Source organism: Bacillus jepli (assembly GCF_047238305.1).
Classification (GTDB): Bacteria; Bacillota; Bacilli; order Bacillales; family Bacillaceae_L; genus Ferdinandcohnia.
This window is the reverse complement of the sequence record NZ_JBDFMO010000001.1, coordinates 4,322,164-4,339,628: the sequence shown is the minus strand read 5'-3', so window position 1 is coordinate 4,339,628 and position 17,465 is coordinate 4,322,164. Positions and strand designations below refer to the sequence as shown.

The 17,465-nt window shown below is 37.9% G+C and carries 13 protein-coding genes; 7 read left to right on the top strand and 6 right to left on the bottom strand.

What is annotated here, in order from left to right:
* Positions 1–130: 130 nt before the first annotated feature.
* The 4 genes from ABC371_RS22065 to acnA all read left to right on the top strand — a co-directional run bounded on the left by ABC371_RS22065 (position 131) and on the right by acnA (position 6,016).
* A complete protein-coding gene (locus ABC371_RS22065) occupies positions 131–1,114 on the top strand; it encodes a tripartite tricarboxylate transporter substrate binding protein (protein ID WP_412898766.1) in 984 nt (327 codons plus the stop codon).
* Between the two features lie 66 nt (positions 1,115–1,180).
* Positions 1,181–2,089: a methylisocitrate lyase gene (prpB, locus tag ABC371_RS22060; protein WP_412898765.1), complete on the top strand. Its 909-nt coding sequence runs from the start codon at positions 1,181–1,183 to the stop codon at positions 2,087–2,089.
* 12 nt (positions 2,090–2,101) lie between these two features.
* Entirely contained in the window at positions 2,102–3,241 is a 1,140-nt protein-coding gene (locus ABC371_RS22055) for a PrpF domain-containing protein (protein WP_412898764.1), read from the top strand.
* 84 nt (positions 3,242–3,325) lie between these two features.
* Positions 3,326–6,016, top strand: coding sequence for an aconitate hydratase AcnA (gene acnA, locus ABC371_RS22050; protein WP_412898763.1), 2,691 nt, complete (start codon positions 3,326–3,328; stop codon positions 6,014–6,016).
* Between the two features lie 54 nt (positions 6,017–6,070).
* Here the strand turns inward: acnA and ABC371_RS22045 are convergent, their stop codons facing one another.
* The 6 genes from ABC371_RS22045 to ABC371_RS22020 all read right to left on the bottom strand — a co-directional run bounded on the left by ABC371_RS22045 (position 6,071) and on the right by ABC371_RS22020 (position 12,769).
* The gene (locus tag ABC371_RS22045; RefSeq protein WP_412898762.1) at positions 6,071–7,579 is read right to left on the bottom strand and encodes a tripartite tricarboxylate transporter permease; all 1,509 of its coding nucleotides are present in this window, start codon (positions 7,577–7,579) and stop codon (positions 6,071–6,073) included.
* Between the two features lie 15 nt (positions 7,580–7,594).
* Positions 7,595–8,044, bottom strand: a complete 450-nt coding sequence (locus tag ABC371_RS22040; RefSeq protein WP_412898761.1) for a tripartite tricarboxylate transporter TctB family protein — start codon at positions 8,042–8,044, stop codon at positions 7,595–7,597.
* Between the two features lie 231 nt (positions 8,045–8,275).
* Positions 8,276–8,959, bottom strand: a complete 684-nt coding sequence (locus tag ABC371_RS22035) for a response regulator (RefSeq protein WP_412898760.1) — start codon at positions 8,957–8,959, stop codon at positions 8,276–8,278.
* Positions 8,959–10,566, bottom strand: a complete 1,608-nt coding sequence (locus ABC371_RS22030; RefSeq protein ID WP_412898759.1) for an ATP-binding protein — start codon at positions 10,564–10,566, stop codon at positions 8,959–8,961. The genes ABC371_RS22035 and ABC371_RS22030 overlap by 1 nt, the downstream gene beginning before the upstream one ends.
* Positions 10,567–10,728: 162 nt before the next feature.
* Complete coding sequence (locus ABC371_RS22025; protein WP_412898758.1) at positions 10,729–12,147, bottom strand: hypothetical protein; 1,419 nt, start codon at positions 12,145–12,147, stop codon at positions 10,729–10,731.
* 115 nt (positions 12,148–12,262) lie between these two features.
* Positions 12,263–12,769 carry an antibiotic biosynthesis monooxygenase gene (locus ABC371_RS22020; RefSeq protein WP_412898757.1) on the bottom strand — a complete coding sequence of 169 codons (507 nt, stop codon included), beginning with the start codon at positions 12,767–12,769 and terminating at the stop codon, positions 12,263–12,265.
* Positions 12,770–13,076: 307 nt separating this feature from the next.
* Between ABC371_RS22020 and ABC371_RS22015 the strand changes: the two genes are divergently transcribed.
* From ABC371_RS22015 to hemH, 3 genes are all read left to right on the top strand, one after another.
* Entirely contained in the window at positions 13,077–15,215 is a 2,139-nt protein-coding gene (locus ABC371_RS22015; protein WP_412898756.1) for a transglycosylase domain-containing protein, read from the top strand.
* A 201-nt stretch (positions 15,216–15,416) separates the two neighbouring features.
* Positions 15,417–16,454 carry a uroporphyrinogen decarboxylase gene (hemE, locus tag ABC371_RS22010; RefSeq protein ID WP_412898755.1) on the top strand — a complete coding sequence of 346 codons (1,038 nt, stop codon included), beginning with the start codon at positions 15,417–15,419 and terminating at the stop codon, positions 16,452–16,454.
* A gap of 23 nt (positions 16,455–16,477) precedes the next feature.
* Positions 16,478–17,410 carry a ferrochelatase gene (hemH, locus tag ABC371_RS22005; RefSeq protein WP_412898754.1) on the top strand — a complete coding sequence of 311 codons (933 nt, stop codon included), beginning with the start codon at positions 16,478–16,480 and terminating at the stop codon, positions 17,408–17,410.
* Positions 17,411–17,465 lie beyond the last annotated feature (55 nt).

Sequence of the window (17,465 nt, the reverse complement as noted above, 5' to 3'; positions counted from 1 at the left end):
AACTGGTGAACTTTATGAACAAAATGATGTTTTTATTGTTAAATTCCTTTAAATTGAAAACGATTACATTTCCTTCAATAAAAAGTATTATAAGGTTGTGAAAATTAAGAAAGATAAAAGGGGTGGAACAATGAAAAAACTATTTTCATTAGTAGCAATTTTAGCTTTAGTATTTGTAGCAACTGCATGTTCATCTGGAGCTTCAGGGAAAAAAGATTCTTTCCCAACAGGAAATATCGAACTTATAGCTCCTGCAACTCCAGGGGGAGGTTGGGATGCAACTGCTAGAGCAATCCAGAAGATTTTTAAGGATGAAGGCATTGTAGACCAAAACATCAATGTTGTTAACAAGCCAGGGGGAAGTGGAGAAGTAGGTTGGCAATATCTATCTACAAAGGATGCTCATCATCTTGCGATTAACTCAAGTCTAGTGATTACAAACAACTTACTAGGCCAAAGTGAATTAACGTATAAAGATTTTACTCCACTAGCAATATTAACAACAGAGTGGATTTCAATTGCAGTAGGAAATGACTCAGAATTCAAAACTGCAAAAGATGTGATGGAACAATTGAAAAAGGATCCTGCATCTTTAACAATTGCAGTTGCACCAGGTTTGGGTAATAATGATCACCTATCATTCGTAGAAGCAGCAAAAACCTACGGTGTTGACGTATCAAAATTAAACTTCATGATTTATGAGAGTGGCGGGGATGTAGTAACAGCTCTATTAGGTGGTCACGTGGATGTAGCTACAATGGCAGTTTCTGAATCTAAGGATCAGCATATCGCAGGTAATTTCAGAGTAATTAGTGTTTCTTCTGATGAAAGAATAGAAGGTTTAGAGGACGTTCCAACTTGGAAGGAACAAGGGGTAGATATGGTATTCCCACACTGGAGAGGGATCATGGGACCTCCTGATATGACTGAAGAGGAAATTGCTTACTGGGATAAAGTAATCGGAGAAATGGTTGAGACCGATGCTTGGAAAGACCTTGTGAAAAATAATGAATGGTCTTCATTTTATAAGGATAGCAGTGAAGCAGCTAAGTTCTTAGAAGATCAAACTAAAATGTATGAAACATTAATTAGCGAATCTGGATTAGTTGACTAATGATAGGGGCCCTATTTCGATAGGGTCCTTCGTTCTTTCATTCATTCAAAGAAAAGAGGGTTTATCATGACATGGCTTATTGAACAACAAAAAAGTCAAAAAGAGTTAGCAGAAGAATTTAAAAATTATATAACAGAGGGACCAATCTTGAAAATCATGGGTACGCATGATGGAATGGCAGCTTTAATGGCGAAAAAGGTAGGATTTAAAGCATTGTATTTATCTGGTGGGGCGTACACAGCTAGTAGAGGTCTACCAGATTTAGGCGTTTTACATTCCCAAGAAGTTGCGGAGAGAGCACGCGACATTATTCGTGCATCCAATTTGCCACTATTAGCGGACATTGACACAGGTTTCGGAGGAATCTTAAATGTTGCTCGAACGGCAAAGGAAATGGTTGAAGCTGGTGTTGCCGCAGTACAAATTGAAGATCAAGATTTACCGAAGAAATGTGGTCATTTGAATGGGAAAAAATTAGTTTCAGCAGATGAAATGGCACAAAAAATTAAGATTATTAAAGAAGTTGCACCATCATTAGTTGTTGTTGCTAGAACCGATGCACTTGCAGTTGAAGGTAGAGTCGCTGCAGTTGAGAGACTAAGAAAATATGTAGAAGCGGGTGCTGATGCTTTATTCCCGGAAGCCCTAATTACTGAAGAAGACTTTAGAGCTTTCAGTAAAGAGTTTAATGTTCCTTTATTAGCTAATATGACAGAGTTCGGGAAAACACCATATTTTACAGCAGATGAATTTGAGTCATTTGGTTATGCCATGGTCATCTACCCGGTTACATCTCTAAGAGCAGCAGCGAAAGCATATGAAATTGTGTTCTCGCAAATATTTGAAAAAGGAACACAGCGTGATGTACTAGACAAGATGCAAACGCGAAAAGAACTTTATGAAACAATTAAACTTCATGACTATGAGGATTTAGATCAAGAAATCGCCAAGACGATTGTTCCTGAAATGAAGTAAGGAGGTATAAAAATGTCACAATTCTCTGTTCGATGTGTTGTGTATAGAGGTGGTACAAGTAGAGGTCTCTTTTTTCATGAAAAGGATCTACCAACAAATAAAGAATTACAGCACAGAATATTTTTAGAAGGAATTGATGCATATAATCCCTCACAAATAAATGGCTTAGGAAGCGGTACATCGCATACAAGTAAGGTGATGGTCATTTCAGATCCATCAGTGAAAGGTGCAGACCTTGATTATACATTCTATCAGATTGGAATTGGAGAGGCAGTAGTAGATGATGAAGGAACATGTGGAAATCTAATGGCTGCCATTGGAGCATTTGCAGTAGATGAAGGACTTGTACAAACAAATCCGAATGATGACTTTATTACTGTTTCTGCTTTTAATAAAAATATAAATAAAATGATTAAGATGCGAGTACCCTTATCAAACGGTAATGCAAGGGTGTCCGGTGAATATTTGATGCCAGGAATCGTAACTCCTGGAGCAAAAATTATCGTGAACATCCTCTCACCCGGTGGAGGAAAAACTGGAAAAACAATACCGATTGGCCTAAAGACAACTGTAGCTACTCAAAAAAGAAAGTATGACACATCATTTGTTGATATTGTTAATCCTTTTGTATATGTAGCTGCAAAAGATTTTGGATTATCAGGTTCTGAGTACAATCGTGTAGTAGGAGAGAACCAGGAGTTATTATCTGAACTCGAAGAAATTCGTTTGAAGATAGCAGTCGCAGGTGGTGTGGCAAAAAACGAGGAGGAAGCAAAAAATATTCCTTCTATTCCAAAAATTGCACTAGTTGCAAGTCCACATGATTATATAACTTCTACAGGGAAAAAGATTAAAGCAGATGACATTGACATTGTAGCAAAAATGATTTCAATGAAGCGGTTCCATCGAACATTTGCCGGAAGCGGATTATATAACTTGGCTGCATCTGCTTTACTTGAAGGCACAATTCCGAATCAATTCTCTAAAAAGAAAGATGGAAGCATCGAACAAATCATTCGAATTGGCCATCCTGAAGGAATTGCAGAGGTACGTGTCAATTTAACTGAGGATCTACGAGATGTAGCTTCTGTTGGTTTAGATAGAACAGCACGAAGAATAGTAAAAGGTGATTTATTTATTCCTGGGGGGTAATACGTAAATGCTCATTAGTCTAGCTGAGTTTCATCAACTAGGCTATTTTTTTCAGTTAGTAGAACAATAAGGGAGGCATGTCAAATGAGTGTGTCTGAAGTTTTATCAACATTAAAAAGAACGTTATATGTTGATGGAAAAGAATATCGTTATTTTCGAATAAATGACCTGGAAACGAATGGTTATCCGGTTGCTTCACTTCCATTTTCAATAAAAATGCTACTAGAGGCCGCAGTTCGGCACTTAGACGGAAAGCATATCACCACCACCCACATTGAACAACTAGCAAACTGGGAAAACATGCAATGGGAGAAAAAAGAGATTCCATTCAAGCCAGCTAGAATTGTCTTTCAAGACTTTACGGGGATTCCAGCGATCGTTGATTTAGCTTCCATGAGGAATGCTGTGAAACGAAAAGGTGGGGATGTCTCCCGCATCAATCCGCAAATTCCTGTCGATTTAGTCATTGATCATTCCATGATTGTCGATCATTCTGGTAATAAAGAAGCTTTATCTGAAAACCTTAAGCTGGAATACGAGCGAAATCTAGAAAGATACCGTTTCATTAGATGGGCACAAAATAGCTTTTCAAATTTTAGAGCTGTACCACCTTCAAACGGAATTGTTCACCAGGTTAATTTAGAGTATTTGGCTACTTCGATTGTCACAAAAAATGATAATGGAGAAACCATTGTCTTTCCAGACTCTCTTGTAGGAACAGATTCCCATACACCAATGATTAATGGCCTTGGAACAATTGGATGGGGAGTAGGTGGGATTGAAGCAGAGGCAGCGATGCTCGGACAACCTCTATATTTTGTTATTCCTGAAGTAGTTGGAATTAAGCTAATTGGAAAACTACAGGAGGGTGTAACGGCCACAGACCTTGCCTTAACAATTACAAGCCTCTTACGTAAAAAGGGAGTAGTGGGAAAGTTCGTTGAGTTCTTTGGCAAAGGTTTAACAAATATCTCCCTAACAGACAGGGCAACGATTGCGAATATGGCGCCAGAATATGGAGCAACAATGGGCTACTTCCCGGTTGATGAAGTGACATTAGATTATCTTGAACTTACAGGTAGGGGAGATAACAAATCATTAATCAAGGCATATTATGATGCCCAAGGATTATTTAGAACGGATGAGACTCCTGATCCAAAGTTTACCGAAACCCTTGTGGTGGATTTAGACTTAATCAAACCAACTATTGCAGGACCAAAAAGACCACAAGACAGTATTGACTTGGGTTCGATGAAGGAAGAGTTTACTAGTTTCGTAACTAAGCCAATCACAAGTGGTGGATATGGACTGGATGAAGCAGAACTAAATAAGCATGTCGAATTAAAAGAGGGTGGTAGCATCGGTACTGGCTCGCTCGTACTCGCTGCAATTACCAGTTGTACAAATACTTCAAATCCTAGCGTGATGGTAGCAGCTGGTCTAGTTGCCAAAAAGGCATTACAACTAGGGCTACAGAAACCAGGTTATGTAAAAACAAGCTTAACACCAGGCTCACGTGTAGTTACAAAATATCTTGAAGCGTCTGGCCTTCTACAGGCTTTAGAAGAGATTGGCTTTTATATTGATGGTTATGGCTGTGCAACTTGCTGTGGCAATAGTGGGGCTCTTTTAGAATCTGTCGAAAAGGCTATTAAGGATAACAATCTCCTAGTCGCTTCTGTTTTAAGTGGAAATCGTAATTTTGAAGGTCGTGTCCACCCACTAATAAAAGCCAATTACTTATGTTCACCTCCATTGGTTGTTGCATATGCGTTAGCAGGATCAGTAAATATTGATTTATATTCTGAACCAATTGGTAGCGGGAGAGATGGGAACCCTGTTTATTTAAAAGATATTTGGCCTTCATCAGAGGAAATAAATAAGGTCCTTACATCTACCATTAATGAGGAACTCTTTAAGGAAGAATACGACCGGATTTTTGAAAATGAAGTTTGGTCATCGATTGATTCATCAAAAGGCCAACTTTATAGTTGGAATGATATGTCAACATACATCCAGGAAGCACCTTATTTTCTTGAACAGAAATCAGATGGTAAGACGGAAGTAGATTATAAAAAGATGAAGACTTTATTGATGTTAGGGGATTCTATTACAACTGATCATATTTCTCCAGTAGGACAAATTCCAGTAAATAGCCCAGCAGGTATCTTTTTAACGGAAAAAGGCATTCCAGTTCGACAATTTAATTCATATGGCTCAAGACGTGGGAACCATCATGTCATGGTTCGGGGTACATTTGCAAATATCCGAATTCGAAATAAACTAGCTGATGGAAAAGAAGGTGGATACACAAAGTACTTACCTACAGGTGAAATCATGCCAGTTTATGATGCTGCCATGAAATATAGAGATGACAAACAAAGCCTCCTTATCATTGCGGGGAAAGAATATGGAACAGGAAGTTCACGGGATTGGGCGGCAAAAGGAACGGCGTTATTAGGTGTTAAAGCAGTTCTTGCTGAAAGCTTTGAGCGAATCCATCGTAGCAATCTAGTAGGTATGGGTGTATTACCGCTTCAATTTTGTGAAGGAGAAAATGCGGAAAACTTGCAATTAGATGGAACGGAAGATTTTGAATTACGAGGGTTAACCGAAAGTATTATACCAGGACAAGAAATCAAAGTAATCGCAACGAAACAGAACCAACTTAAACAAGTCGAATTTGCGGTTATCGTGAGGTTAGATAGTGTAGTTGAAATTGAATATTACCAAAACGGTGGAATTTTACAAGCGGTTCTTGAAAATCTCCTATAAAATATGAAAACCCTTAGCACCACTGCTAAGGGTTTTCACAATGACTTAATTCCTTTATAATGAGCTATTTTCGTTTAAATCAGCTTTTTTCTTTTTTCTGCTGTTCACGAATAATGGGTAAGTAAGTGATAAAATGGTTAAAATTAGTAGAGTAATCGAGATTGGTGAACTCACAAAGATATCTAGATTACCATGACCAGCTACAAGACTTTTTCTGAAGTTTTGTTCCATATCTGTTCCAACAATTAAAGCAAGTATCATTGGTGCAATTGGGAAGTCGTATAGTTTTAAGAATAAACCGATGACTCCGAAAATAATTAAGATATAGAAGTCTAATATCGTGTAATTCATTGTATAAGCACCGATAAATGCAAGCACTAAAATAATCGGGTATAGAACCTTAGCAGGTACATCTAAAATTTTAATAAATACACCAACCATTAATACGTTGATTAGGAATAAGAAAATATTTCCTAAGAATAGACTATCGATTAAGCTCCAAACCATGTTCGGGTCACTTTCAAATAAAAGAGGACCTGGTTTAACACCTAGCATGACGAGAGCACCTAGCATGACGGCAGTTGTCCCAGAACCTGGGATACCCATGGTTAATAGTGGAACAAAAGCACCGACCGCTGCAGAGTTGTTAGCTGTTTCAGGTGCAGCTAATCCTTCAATTGCCCCTTTTCCGAATTCTTCAGGGCGTTTGGATAGTTGTTTTTCTGTACTGTAGGCCATTAATGAAGCAATTGCCCCACCAGCACCAGGTAAAATACCTACTATGAAGCCTAGTGGGGAACTACGGAACATCGGCCACTTTGACCTTTTCCAGTCATCTTTCGTAATCCAAACTCGCCCAAGTTTATTTTTCTTACCAAGTGGATTATCAATAGTTAGGTAGTTATAAAGAATTTCTCCGACAGCATAAATACCAATAATAATGACTAAGAAGTTGATCCCATCGCTTAAATGAACATTGCCAAATGTAAAACGGTGTACTCCTGTTTGGAGGTCAATCCCAACTGTACTTAGTACTAAACCAAGCCCCATTGAAATAAACCCTTTTGTCATATTTCCAATTGATAAGGAAACGACAGCTGATAAAGTAAAAAGCATTAGTAAAAAGTATTCCGCTGGACCAAACTGTAAAGCGAAATTTGATAAAGGCTTTGCTAAAAACATAAATCCTATAACAGCGACAAAACCACCGATGAGTGATCCAATGGCCGTAATCGCAATAGCTGGACCAGCACGCCCAGCTTTAGCCATCTGGTAACCATCAAATGTTGCAGCAACAGCTGAACCATCTCCAGGAGTGTTGATTAAGATGGAACTTAATGAACCACCATACATTGCACCATAGTAAATAGTTGCCATTAAAATTAATGCACTCGTCGGATCCATTCCAAATGTAACTGGGATTAAAACCGCAATCGCTGTTGCTGGTCCTAAGCCTGGAAGCATTCCAACAATGGTTCCTAAAAATCCACCGAATACAACGAATAGTATATTTTCTGGTCTTAGTACCGTTGCAAATCCTTCAAGAATTCCTTGTATATCCATGTTATCCCCCCTGATCTACGGTAAGCTGACGTCTAGAAGTTGAGAAAAGGCGTACCATGATCCCAAACTAAATAAAACAGCTACACTAATGTTAACCTTCCATTTTTCTTTTCCATTCACAATGAATAACACAGCCAACATAAAGAGCGTTGTTGAGATTAAGAATCCAACCCTTTCAAAAATGAGTGTATAAATTAATGATAAGACCAATGTCGAAATGATAAGAAAAGGAACCCTTCCCTTAAACAATAATTTCACTTCATCATTTTTTGGGTAATGATTTCTTAATTCCTTTATGAAATAAATGACACTCACTATAAAAAGAAAAATACTAATCATTAATGGAAAATAGAGAGGACCATTTGGGTCTCCCAATTTAGCTTTTGATAGATTAATAGTTGATATAAAGTAAAAAATGCTAATTAGAATTGAAATAATCGGTAGAATTAATCTAGTTGCCCCCATTTATTAAAACCTTCCCTTCTATAAAATATTTTCATTGTTAATAACCTTATCTAACCTTCATATGCACCCCTCAAAAGATAGAAATTGCTTAGTTGCTGTATTGATAATTTTAAAACTTCAGACACAATCTTGTAACCGTTTTCAAAATAAGTTATATAAAAATCGATAAAATCTTTTTGTTCATTTTGTTCATAAGAAAGCATCTTGAATCCACTTCAAGATGCTTCACAACTACTTAAGTTTTGAATATTTTCGTTCTGGCCTACCTACAATTCCATATTCAAGTTCTGCAGTTACCTCATTTGTTGATGTAAGGTATTCTAAGTAACGTCTTGCAGTCGTTCTGGATGCGCCCATTCTCTCACCCATTTCTTCAGCCGTAATACCTGAATCCAACTTTCTGATTATGTCTCTTACTTTTTCAAGTGAAAGGGGGTCTATACCTTTTGGGTAGTGAATTTTCTTTTCAACAGACTGCATTAATTTACCCCCGAAATAATGGTCTGCAAAAGTTTGATCAACTTCATTCATGCTTAGAAGTAGGTCTTTCTTTTCTATATACTTTTTTATTGTTTCCGTAAATTTTTCGAATGTAACCGGTTTTATAAGATAATGAAAAACCCCACTTCGGAGTGATTCCTCTAAATGTTTCTTTTCGGTCGCAGCAGTTATCATGATGATATCTACTTCCGGATATAGATTACGAATGATTGGCAAAAGTTCAGTTCCCATTTTATCGGGCATATAAACATCCAATAAGAGAAGATCGATATTGTCATGTTTTTTTAACATTTCAAGGGTTTCTTTTGCGTTCGATGATTTTCCAACCAAGTTTACATCTTCGATTTTTTTTAGGAATTGTTCATGAATGGACGCTACTCGAAAGTCATCCTCAGCAATAAGTACATTTATCATCAGTCTACCTCCTTATCAATCTGATTTTTCATCGGTAGAAAAACCGAAAAAATCGCTCCACCATTTTTTCCATTTGCTACTTCAATTGACCCGTTTAACTTATCCACAACGGTCTTAACGTTCCAAAGCCCAAAGCCTCTATTTTTTTCTGCTTTGGAGGATACTCCTTTTTCAAAGAGATTAGAAATTTTTTCGCTCGGGATTCCTTTACCATTATCACTCACTTCGAAAACGATGTCATTTCCGATATCGGTTACGAAAAAGGTTACTTTCCCTTCATCTTGCATAACCTCGTCAATCGCATTGTCAATTAGGTTTCCAATAATGATGATGCAGTCTGTAATAGAAATATGGCTCGGTAATTCTGCTAGATAGCTATTTTCATCAATTTCCAAACTGACCTTTTTTTCTGAAGCTTTTCCGATCTTTCCAAGTAAAATAGCTTGGAGTTTAGGGTCTTTTATTTGATTAAACAAAATATCGTTTTGAAAGTTAAGTTGATTCGTTTCTTGTTGAATCATGGCAATTGCTTGCTCGTATTGTTCTAGCTGAAGTAATCCAGATAAAACATATAATTTATTCGTAAACTCATGAGTTTGTGCCCTTAAATCTTCGGAATAATTTTTTATCTCAGTCAAGGTGTCAACCATTTTCTTAATATCTGTTTTATCCCTGAAACTTGAAACGACTCCTACCGTTTTGCCGTTTTCGATGATAGGCATACGGTTCACGATTAATACTCGGTTGTTAATAATCATTTCATCATCGGATTCAACCATATTTGTATCCAATACCCGGAGCATTCTTGTGTTTGGCAAGATCTCTGCTATTGGTCTGTTAATGCTTTCGTTCGAGATTCCAAGCATTTGTCTTGCTGAATTATTAAGTAATGTGATGAATCCATTATTATCAATTGCGATAATTCCTTCTTTTACAGATTTTAAAATTGCATTTCTCTCACGGTATAAGGAAGCGATTTCATGTGGTTCAAGTCCCATGATGTCATTTCGAATACTTTTGGCTAAAAGAATTCCACCCAATAAACCAACTATTAAGACAATAATTGCTATAAAAAGAGTTTTAAGTAATTTATGATTGATACTTTGTTGAATTTCGCTTTTTAAAAAGCCAACACTTGCAACACCGATGATTTGTTGTCCGTTTTTTTCGGCAAAGATAGGTGCTTTTCCCCATAAAATGTGACCAAGTTCATTTTCTGTTTCTATTGTGTAAAAACCACCAAAAACGATTGCTTTATAGTTTTCTGGATCAAAGACAGAGTGGCTAATTTCGTAAGTAGGATACGAAATATTCAGCCCATCTTTATATTCAATGAGTACATAATTTGCTCCTGCCTGGTTTCCTATTTGTTGCGTAATAGCCTGCATAGAGCCTGTTTGGATGTCTTCACGGGAAACATTTTTCATAATCGGTATTAAAGACAGTGTGCGTGAAGCTTGGATAGCCAGCTTTTGCATTTCTTCATTCGTGTCTTTTGCTTCATAGTAAAGAAACATCCCTGTGAGTACCGAAATGACAAAAACGATTAAAGTAAGAATTAATGTAATAATTTTTGTTTGCAAGGTGATGTTAAATAGTTTTAACATGTCTCTCTCCGATTATATAAATATAGGAAGAATTGTAGATTATATATTATTATATCGAAAAATGTCATAGATTCATAATATTTAATGAATTGAAATGAATAAAAGTTAAAAAAGTTACATGAAAAAGAAGCTCTCATCACACAAGAGCTTCATTAAGATGGACTATATCAAAAACATCGCCACTATCGTCGTCACAACTAAACCAATGGTGACAGGAAGCAAATTCTTCCTTGCAAGCTCAAATGGGTCAACCCCACATATTGCAGCTGCAGGGATTAGCGCCCACGGGACAAGGGTTCCACCGCCGACCCAAATGCCGGCAATTTGCCCTAGTGCTGTTAATGTTGCAGCGCCTGCCCCAATGGCTGTTGAGAACAATGCAGCAAGTGACCCAGCTAAGGAAATCCCCGAGAAACCTGATCCATCTAACCCGGTAATTGCACCTACTATCGTTAATGTGATCGCTCCAGTTGGTGCATTTAATGGTACGACGGAAGCGAGACTAACCCCTAGGTCGTTCACAATTCCCTGTGAGTGTTCAGGTAAGAAGTCACCAATAATTTTCACAAAACCAGAATCGCCAAGATAGAAAAAGGCAGCGATTGGGATAACCGGACCAAATACTTTAAAACCAAATTGGAAACCCTCGATTAAATAGGTAGTGGTTTTTTCTAATCCCGCATTTTTATGGGCTACAAGTGAAATGAGAAGAAGAATAAAAATGGATGTGCCTCCAATAAGAGCTGTTGCATCTCCACCAGAAAGTTTCAATGCAGACATGGCTGCTACATCTAAGGCAAACAGGATTGGGATTAAGATTGCGAAAAAACGTTTTGCTGTTGGAGATAACAAAGTTCTTAGATGCTGTTCCTCCTGTTTTGTGAGGTCTTTTGTTAATGGATTTGAATAATTTGATTCTCCACTAACTGAAAGGATGCCTTTTCGCATGTCGCGCCGAAGGAAAATGTAGGCTGCGACTGTTGTCACAATCCCCATTACAAATACTAATGGAATACTTGCTTTGACAACTTCTAGTACTTCCAGACCTGCAGCATCTGCAGTAAGCTTTGGCGCTGCCTGTATAATAAAGTCACTCGACAATGCAATACCGTGACCGAACAAGTTCATTGCCATCGCAACACCTAATGCTGGAAGACCAACCCGCATTGCAACTGGCAGAAGAACTGCACCGATTAAGGCAACAGCAGGGGAAGGCCAGAAAAACCATGATATGACCATCATCACTATTCCAATCGTCCAATAAGCAAGTGCAGGGGAACGAATCAGTTTTGCAAAAGGAGCAATCATGATATCATTAATTCCCGTTACTGTTAACGCCTTACTCATCGAAACAATAATGGAGATGACGAGAATGGTTGAGAGTAATTCAGTAATGGCATAAATAAAGCTATTAAATACCCCACTTATCGAAGCACTTATCGATCCGGTTGCGGTAATGGCAAGTAAAAAGATGCCAATTATACAAATAAGTGAGGTATCTCTTCTTATGACCATAAAGCCAATGATTAAAAGGATAAACGAAACATATATCCAATGCAGGGCGGTTAATTCCACTAACATTTCAAAACCCCCATTCAACTAATCCGAATTCAAGCAAAGGTAACTACGCATTTACCCATGTTTGTAATACAGAATATGTTGAAGGGGATGAGGTGTGAGAAGGGAGCAAAGTTTTTTAATTCTCTTTTAATGAATGAAACGTTTTTGTATAAACTGGACCTGAAAAAACAGTTTGGTTGATTCCTGCTTTTGTTTTTTTAATCACTTGTTCAAGCTCCTCGAAATTTGGTGAGCGAGTCCATTCCAAATAAAAAGACTCTTTCAACCAAAAGCTAGCAATGACAAAGGTATCACTTTTTAAAGGTCGAAGTACGCGAAAAGCGACCAATCCTAGTGTGTCTTTTAATAGTGAACTCTTTTGGATAATGTTGTATTCGAAAAGCGGCTTACCCTCATCGGTCACAGGTACATATGTAAGTGCCACGAAAACTGCGTCTTTAAAGTTCCCGGAACCAGTTAGAACTTCGTATTTTCGCGGTGCAGCAAAAACGGACTTCTTCGTCGTTTCATGTACCAAGATGGCTGTTTCATTGTTATAAAACAAGGCCATGTTTTCATTTTTATGCTTTTCATGAAGCTTTTCTAAAAATTCTACCGTCCCAAACGCAAAATAGAAATTCACGGAACCACTCCTTTATTTATACGTAATACATAGTAGGAAACTTTTACAGTTATACTAAAAGATAACATAACAAATTTTTGAAAACATCTACAATCATTATATCTAGCTTCAGCGCCTAGCCCCTCGAGGTCATAAGCCAATCCGTCAAGAAGGATAAACTGCATCCTCCTCGCCGTCTTTTCTTATGCTTGTCGGACTTGCACAGGAAGTGCTGACATCGACGTTTGCCACAGGACGTGGCAGTAGTTAGTCGATGTTCATCTTTTCGAGGCGCTTGCGCCTTTAAATCTTCCAAGGAGGTCACTTTATGAAAAAGAAATTATTTCTCTCATTTTTTGTTATTGTTGGTTCATTTGTCCTTGGATTGTGTGGGTATTTGCTTATCATATATGCCGGTGACTATGTCATTGATGACAAAAAACTGGTCATGAATTCTGCAACAAAACTAGTCGATGAGGATGGCCACTTTATTACCAAATTATATTATGAGAATCGTGACATTGTACCAATAAGGGATATTCCAGAATATGTCCAACAGGCGTTTATCGCGGTCGAAGACACTCGTTTCTATAAGCATCATGGAATCGACGTTCAGGCGATTGGAAGGGCAATTTATAAAGATATTGTGGCTGGTGGAAAGGTAGAAGGTGGCAGTACAATTACACAACAGCTTGCAAAAAATGTGTTTCTTACAAACGAAAAAACATTTCTTCGAAAAACGAAGGAATTAATCATCTCCATTAATTTAGAGGAGGAATACAGCAAGCAGGAACTTCTTGAAATGTATTTAAATCAAATTTACTTTGGACATGGTGCATATGGTATTCAATCTGCATCAAAGTTTTATTTTAATAAAAATGTAAGTGATTTGACTGTCGAAGAAGGGGCACTGCTTGCGGCAATTCCAAAAGCACCAACTACTTATTCTCCCATCCTTAATCCTGAAAAAAGTAAACAGAGACGGGATTTGGTTATTAACTTAATGGAAAAAAAGGGCTTTTTGCAACCTGAGGAGGCTGTAAGGACCCAAGGAAAGACCGTTGCGTTGGACATTCATGAGGTCGAAAGAGATCCTTCATTATTAACCTATATCGATATGGTGTTTGAAGAGGCGGAGACACGCTTTAATCTGTCAAATGAAGAATTACTCAGAGGTGGCTATACCATCACAGTTCCCCTTCATTTGGAAATTCAAAAAACAGCATATGAGCTTTTTAAAGATCAAAAAAACTTTCCGGGAGTCGATGATCAAGCCGAAGGTGCTTTCGTGTTACTTGATAATGATACAGGTGGTGTCTTAGCTAGTATCGGGGGTAGGAACTATGTGAGTCGGGGCATTAATCGAGTTTTGGTTAAACGTCAGCCAGGCTCGACAATAAAGCCACTTGCAGTATATGGACCTGCATTGGAAGAAGATGAGTTTGACCCTTATTCGATGCTTGTTGATAAAAAGCTATCCTATGGTGAATATGAACCAAGTAATATATCGGGTATTTATAAAGGGAAAATATCTATGTATGATGCTCTAATCGAATCAGCAAATGCGCCTGCTGTATGGATGCTTGACAGACTCGGAATTGATACAGCTAAAAAATATTTAACTAAAGCGGGAATCACCATACCAGACCAAGGTTTGTCGATTGCGTTAGGTGGACTGAAAGAGGGGATTTCTCCACTTGCAATGGCAAAAGCATATCGTGCCTTTGCCAGGGAAGGAAAAGTCATTGAACCACATGTTATAAGTAAAATTGAAAATCGTGACGGAAAAGTAATTGGAGAGGCATCCACGCACGAAACAGAGGCATTTTCAAAACAAACGGCATGGTATATGACAAGAATGCTTGAGGGGGTTGTTGATAACGGTACAGCACGAGTAGGAAGTTATTCGGGTGCACTTGCTGGTAAAACAGGGACAACCAATTTACCTGGTGTTGAAAACGGGATAAAGGATGCTTGGTTTGTCGGCTTTACTCCGTCTGTAGTGGGAGCAATATGGATGGGCTATGACTCGACAGATGCAACTCATTATTTAAAAGGGGGTAGTTCATCTCCAACAAAATTGTTCAAGAATATTCTTGATCAATCGGAGTTGAAAAAAGTCACCGCTTTTTCTGCGCCGAAGGATGTTCAAGAGCTTGAGCCACCAATAAGACTATCCGAAATTGATGATGTGAAAGCCAATTTATCATTTAAGCCACTAGGGTTATTTACGGTTACATTAAATTGGACTCCTTCAGAAGATGAACGGATTGAATATCGAATCTACGAAGAGAATTCGAAAACTGTTAAATATGTGGGTTCTGTAAGAGGTATAGGGGGGTATGAAATTGAAAATGTAAACATTTTTTCGATGCCATCCTACTTTATTGTTCCTTATAATTCACAAACAAAGGAAGAAGGTACACATTCTAAATCTGTTAAGCCTACCTTTTTTTCGAATAAATAGATCATTAAGGGTGGTAATTCCTTTAACCACCCTTAATGTTCGTCAAATTTTTGACATTTGACGTGGTTTTGTATACATAGATAGTAGAAACAATTATAGTGGTAAAGTGAGGATAAATGAAACATAAACTTAATAAATGAAACTTATTTATGCTATGATGGTAACTATTGTGTGAAGATGTTGAAAGGTAGGTAAATACATATGCAAAAGGGTTTTAATGATACATTATTAAGGGCGGCTAGAGGAGAAAAGACTGGACATGTACCTGTTTGGTATATGCGCCAGGCTGGACGTTCCCAACCTGAATATCGAAAAATCAAAGAAAAATATGGTTTATTTGAAATTACTCATCAACCGGAATTATGTGCTTATGTCACTAGACTACCAGTTGAACAATATGATGTAGATGCTGCAATTCTTTATAAAGACATCATGTCTCCACTTCCAGCACTTGGAGTAGATGTTGAAATCAAGGCTGGTGTTGGTCCAGTTATCAGTAACCCAATCCGTTCAGTAAAGGACGTTGAAAAGCTTGGAGAAATTCATCCAGAAGAGGATGTTCCATACGTACTTGATACAATTAAGCTTTTAACAACAGAACAGCTTTCAGTACCATTGATCGGATTTGCTGGGGCACCATTTACGCTAGCAAGCTATATGATTGAAGGCGGTCCTTCAAAAAATTATAATAAAACGAAGGCTTTCATGTACGCTGAGCCAGACGCTTGGTTTGCGCTTATGGATAAATTAGCTGAAATGACGATTACTTATGTAAAGTCACAAATAGCAGCAGGTGTAAAAGCTGTACAAATTTTTGATTCTTGGGTAGGGGCATTAAATGTTGCAGATTACCGTCACTTCATTAAACCAGTTATGCATCGTATATTCTCAGCACTTCGTGAGGAAAACGTGCCACTGATTATGTTCGGAGTAGGCGCAAGCCACTTAGCATTAGAATGGAATGACCTGCCTTTAGATGTTGTAGGCCTGGATTGGCGCCTCCCAATAATGAAAGCAAGGGAACTTGGAGTCACAAAAGCCGTTCAAGGAAACCTTGATCCAGCTATACTATTAGCTCCTTGGGAAGTCATTGAAGAAAAAGCAAAAGAAATTTTAGACCAAGGCATGCAGCAGCCAGGCTATATCTTTAATCTTGGTCATGGTGTATTCCCTGATGTGAAACCAGAGACTCTAAAGCGTCTAACTACATTCATCCACGAATATTCTAAGCAAAATTAATCTAGTCTTTTGAGGTGTATTTAATGACAAAAAAGAAAATGGGTTTACTCGTAATGGCATACGGGACTCCATACAAAGAAGAAGATATTGAACGCTATTATACACATATTCGTCACGGCCGTAAGCCATCACCAGAGATGCTAGAAGACCTTCGTAGTCGTTACGAAGCAATTGGTGGAATTTCACCTCTTGCAAAAATTACTACTGAACAAGGTAAAAAACTAGAAGAACATTTAAATCAAGTTCAAGATGATTTTGAGTTTAAAATGTACCAAGGCTTGAAGCATATCGAACCATTCATAGAGAATGCAGTTGCACAAATGAATGAAGATGGAATTGAGGAAGCGGTGAGTCTTGTCCTTGCACCTCATTTTTCAACCTTTAGTGTAAAATCCTATAATGGTCGTGCCAAAGAAGAAGCAGAAAAACTTGGGGGGCCAACAATTACATCCGTAGAAAGCTGGTATAAAGAGCCTAAATTCATCGAGTATTGGGCAAATCAAGTGAAACAAACATTTGCTTCAATGACTGAAGAAGAACGTGAACATGCAGTACTAATCGTTTCGGCTCATAGCCTTCCTGAAAAGATCATAGCAGCAGGAGACCCATATCCAAGCCAATTACGAGAAACAGCTGATTTAATTGCAGAAGCTGCAGGTGTAAACAATTATGAAATTGGCTGGCAAAGTGCCGGAAATACTCCCGAGCCGTGGTTAGGTCCAGATGTTCAAGATTTAACGAGAGATCTGTATAATGAAAAAGGCTACAAGGCGTTTGTTTACATTCCAGTTGGATTTGTTGCCGATCACTTAGAGGTTCTATATGACAATGATTATGAGTGTAAGGTTGTTACTGAGGAGCTAGGTGTAAGCTATTACCGTCCGGAAATGCCAAATGCGAAACCCGAATTTATCGATTGTTTGGCAACTGTTGTTTTAAAAGAACTACAAAAATAATCTATGCATTTAAATAAAAGTTCAATAGGAAAGGTGAAATTGCCGATCACCTGAC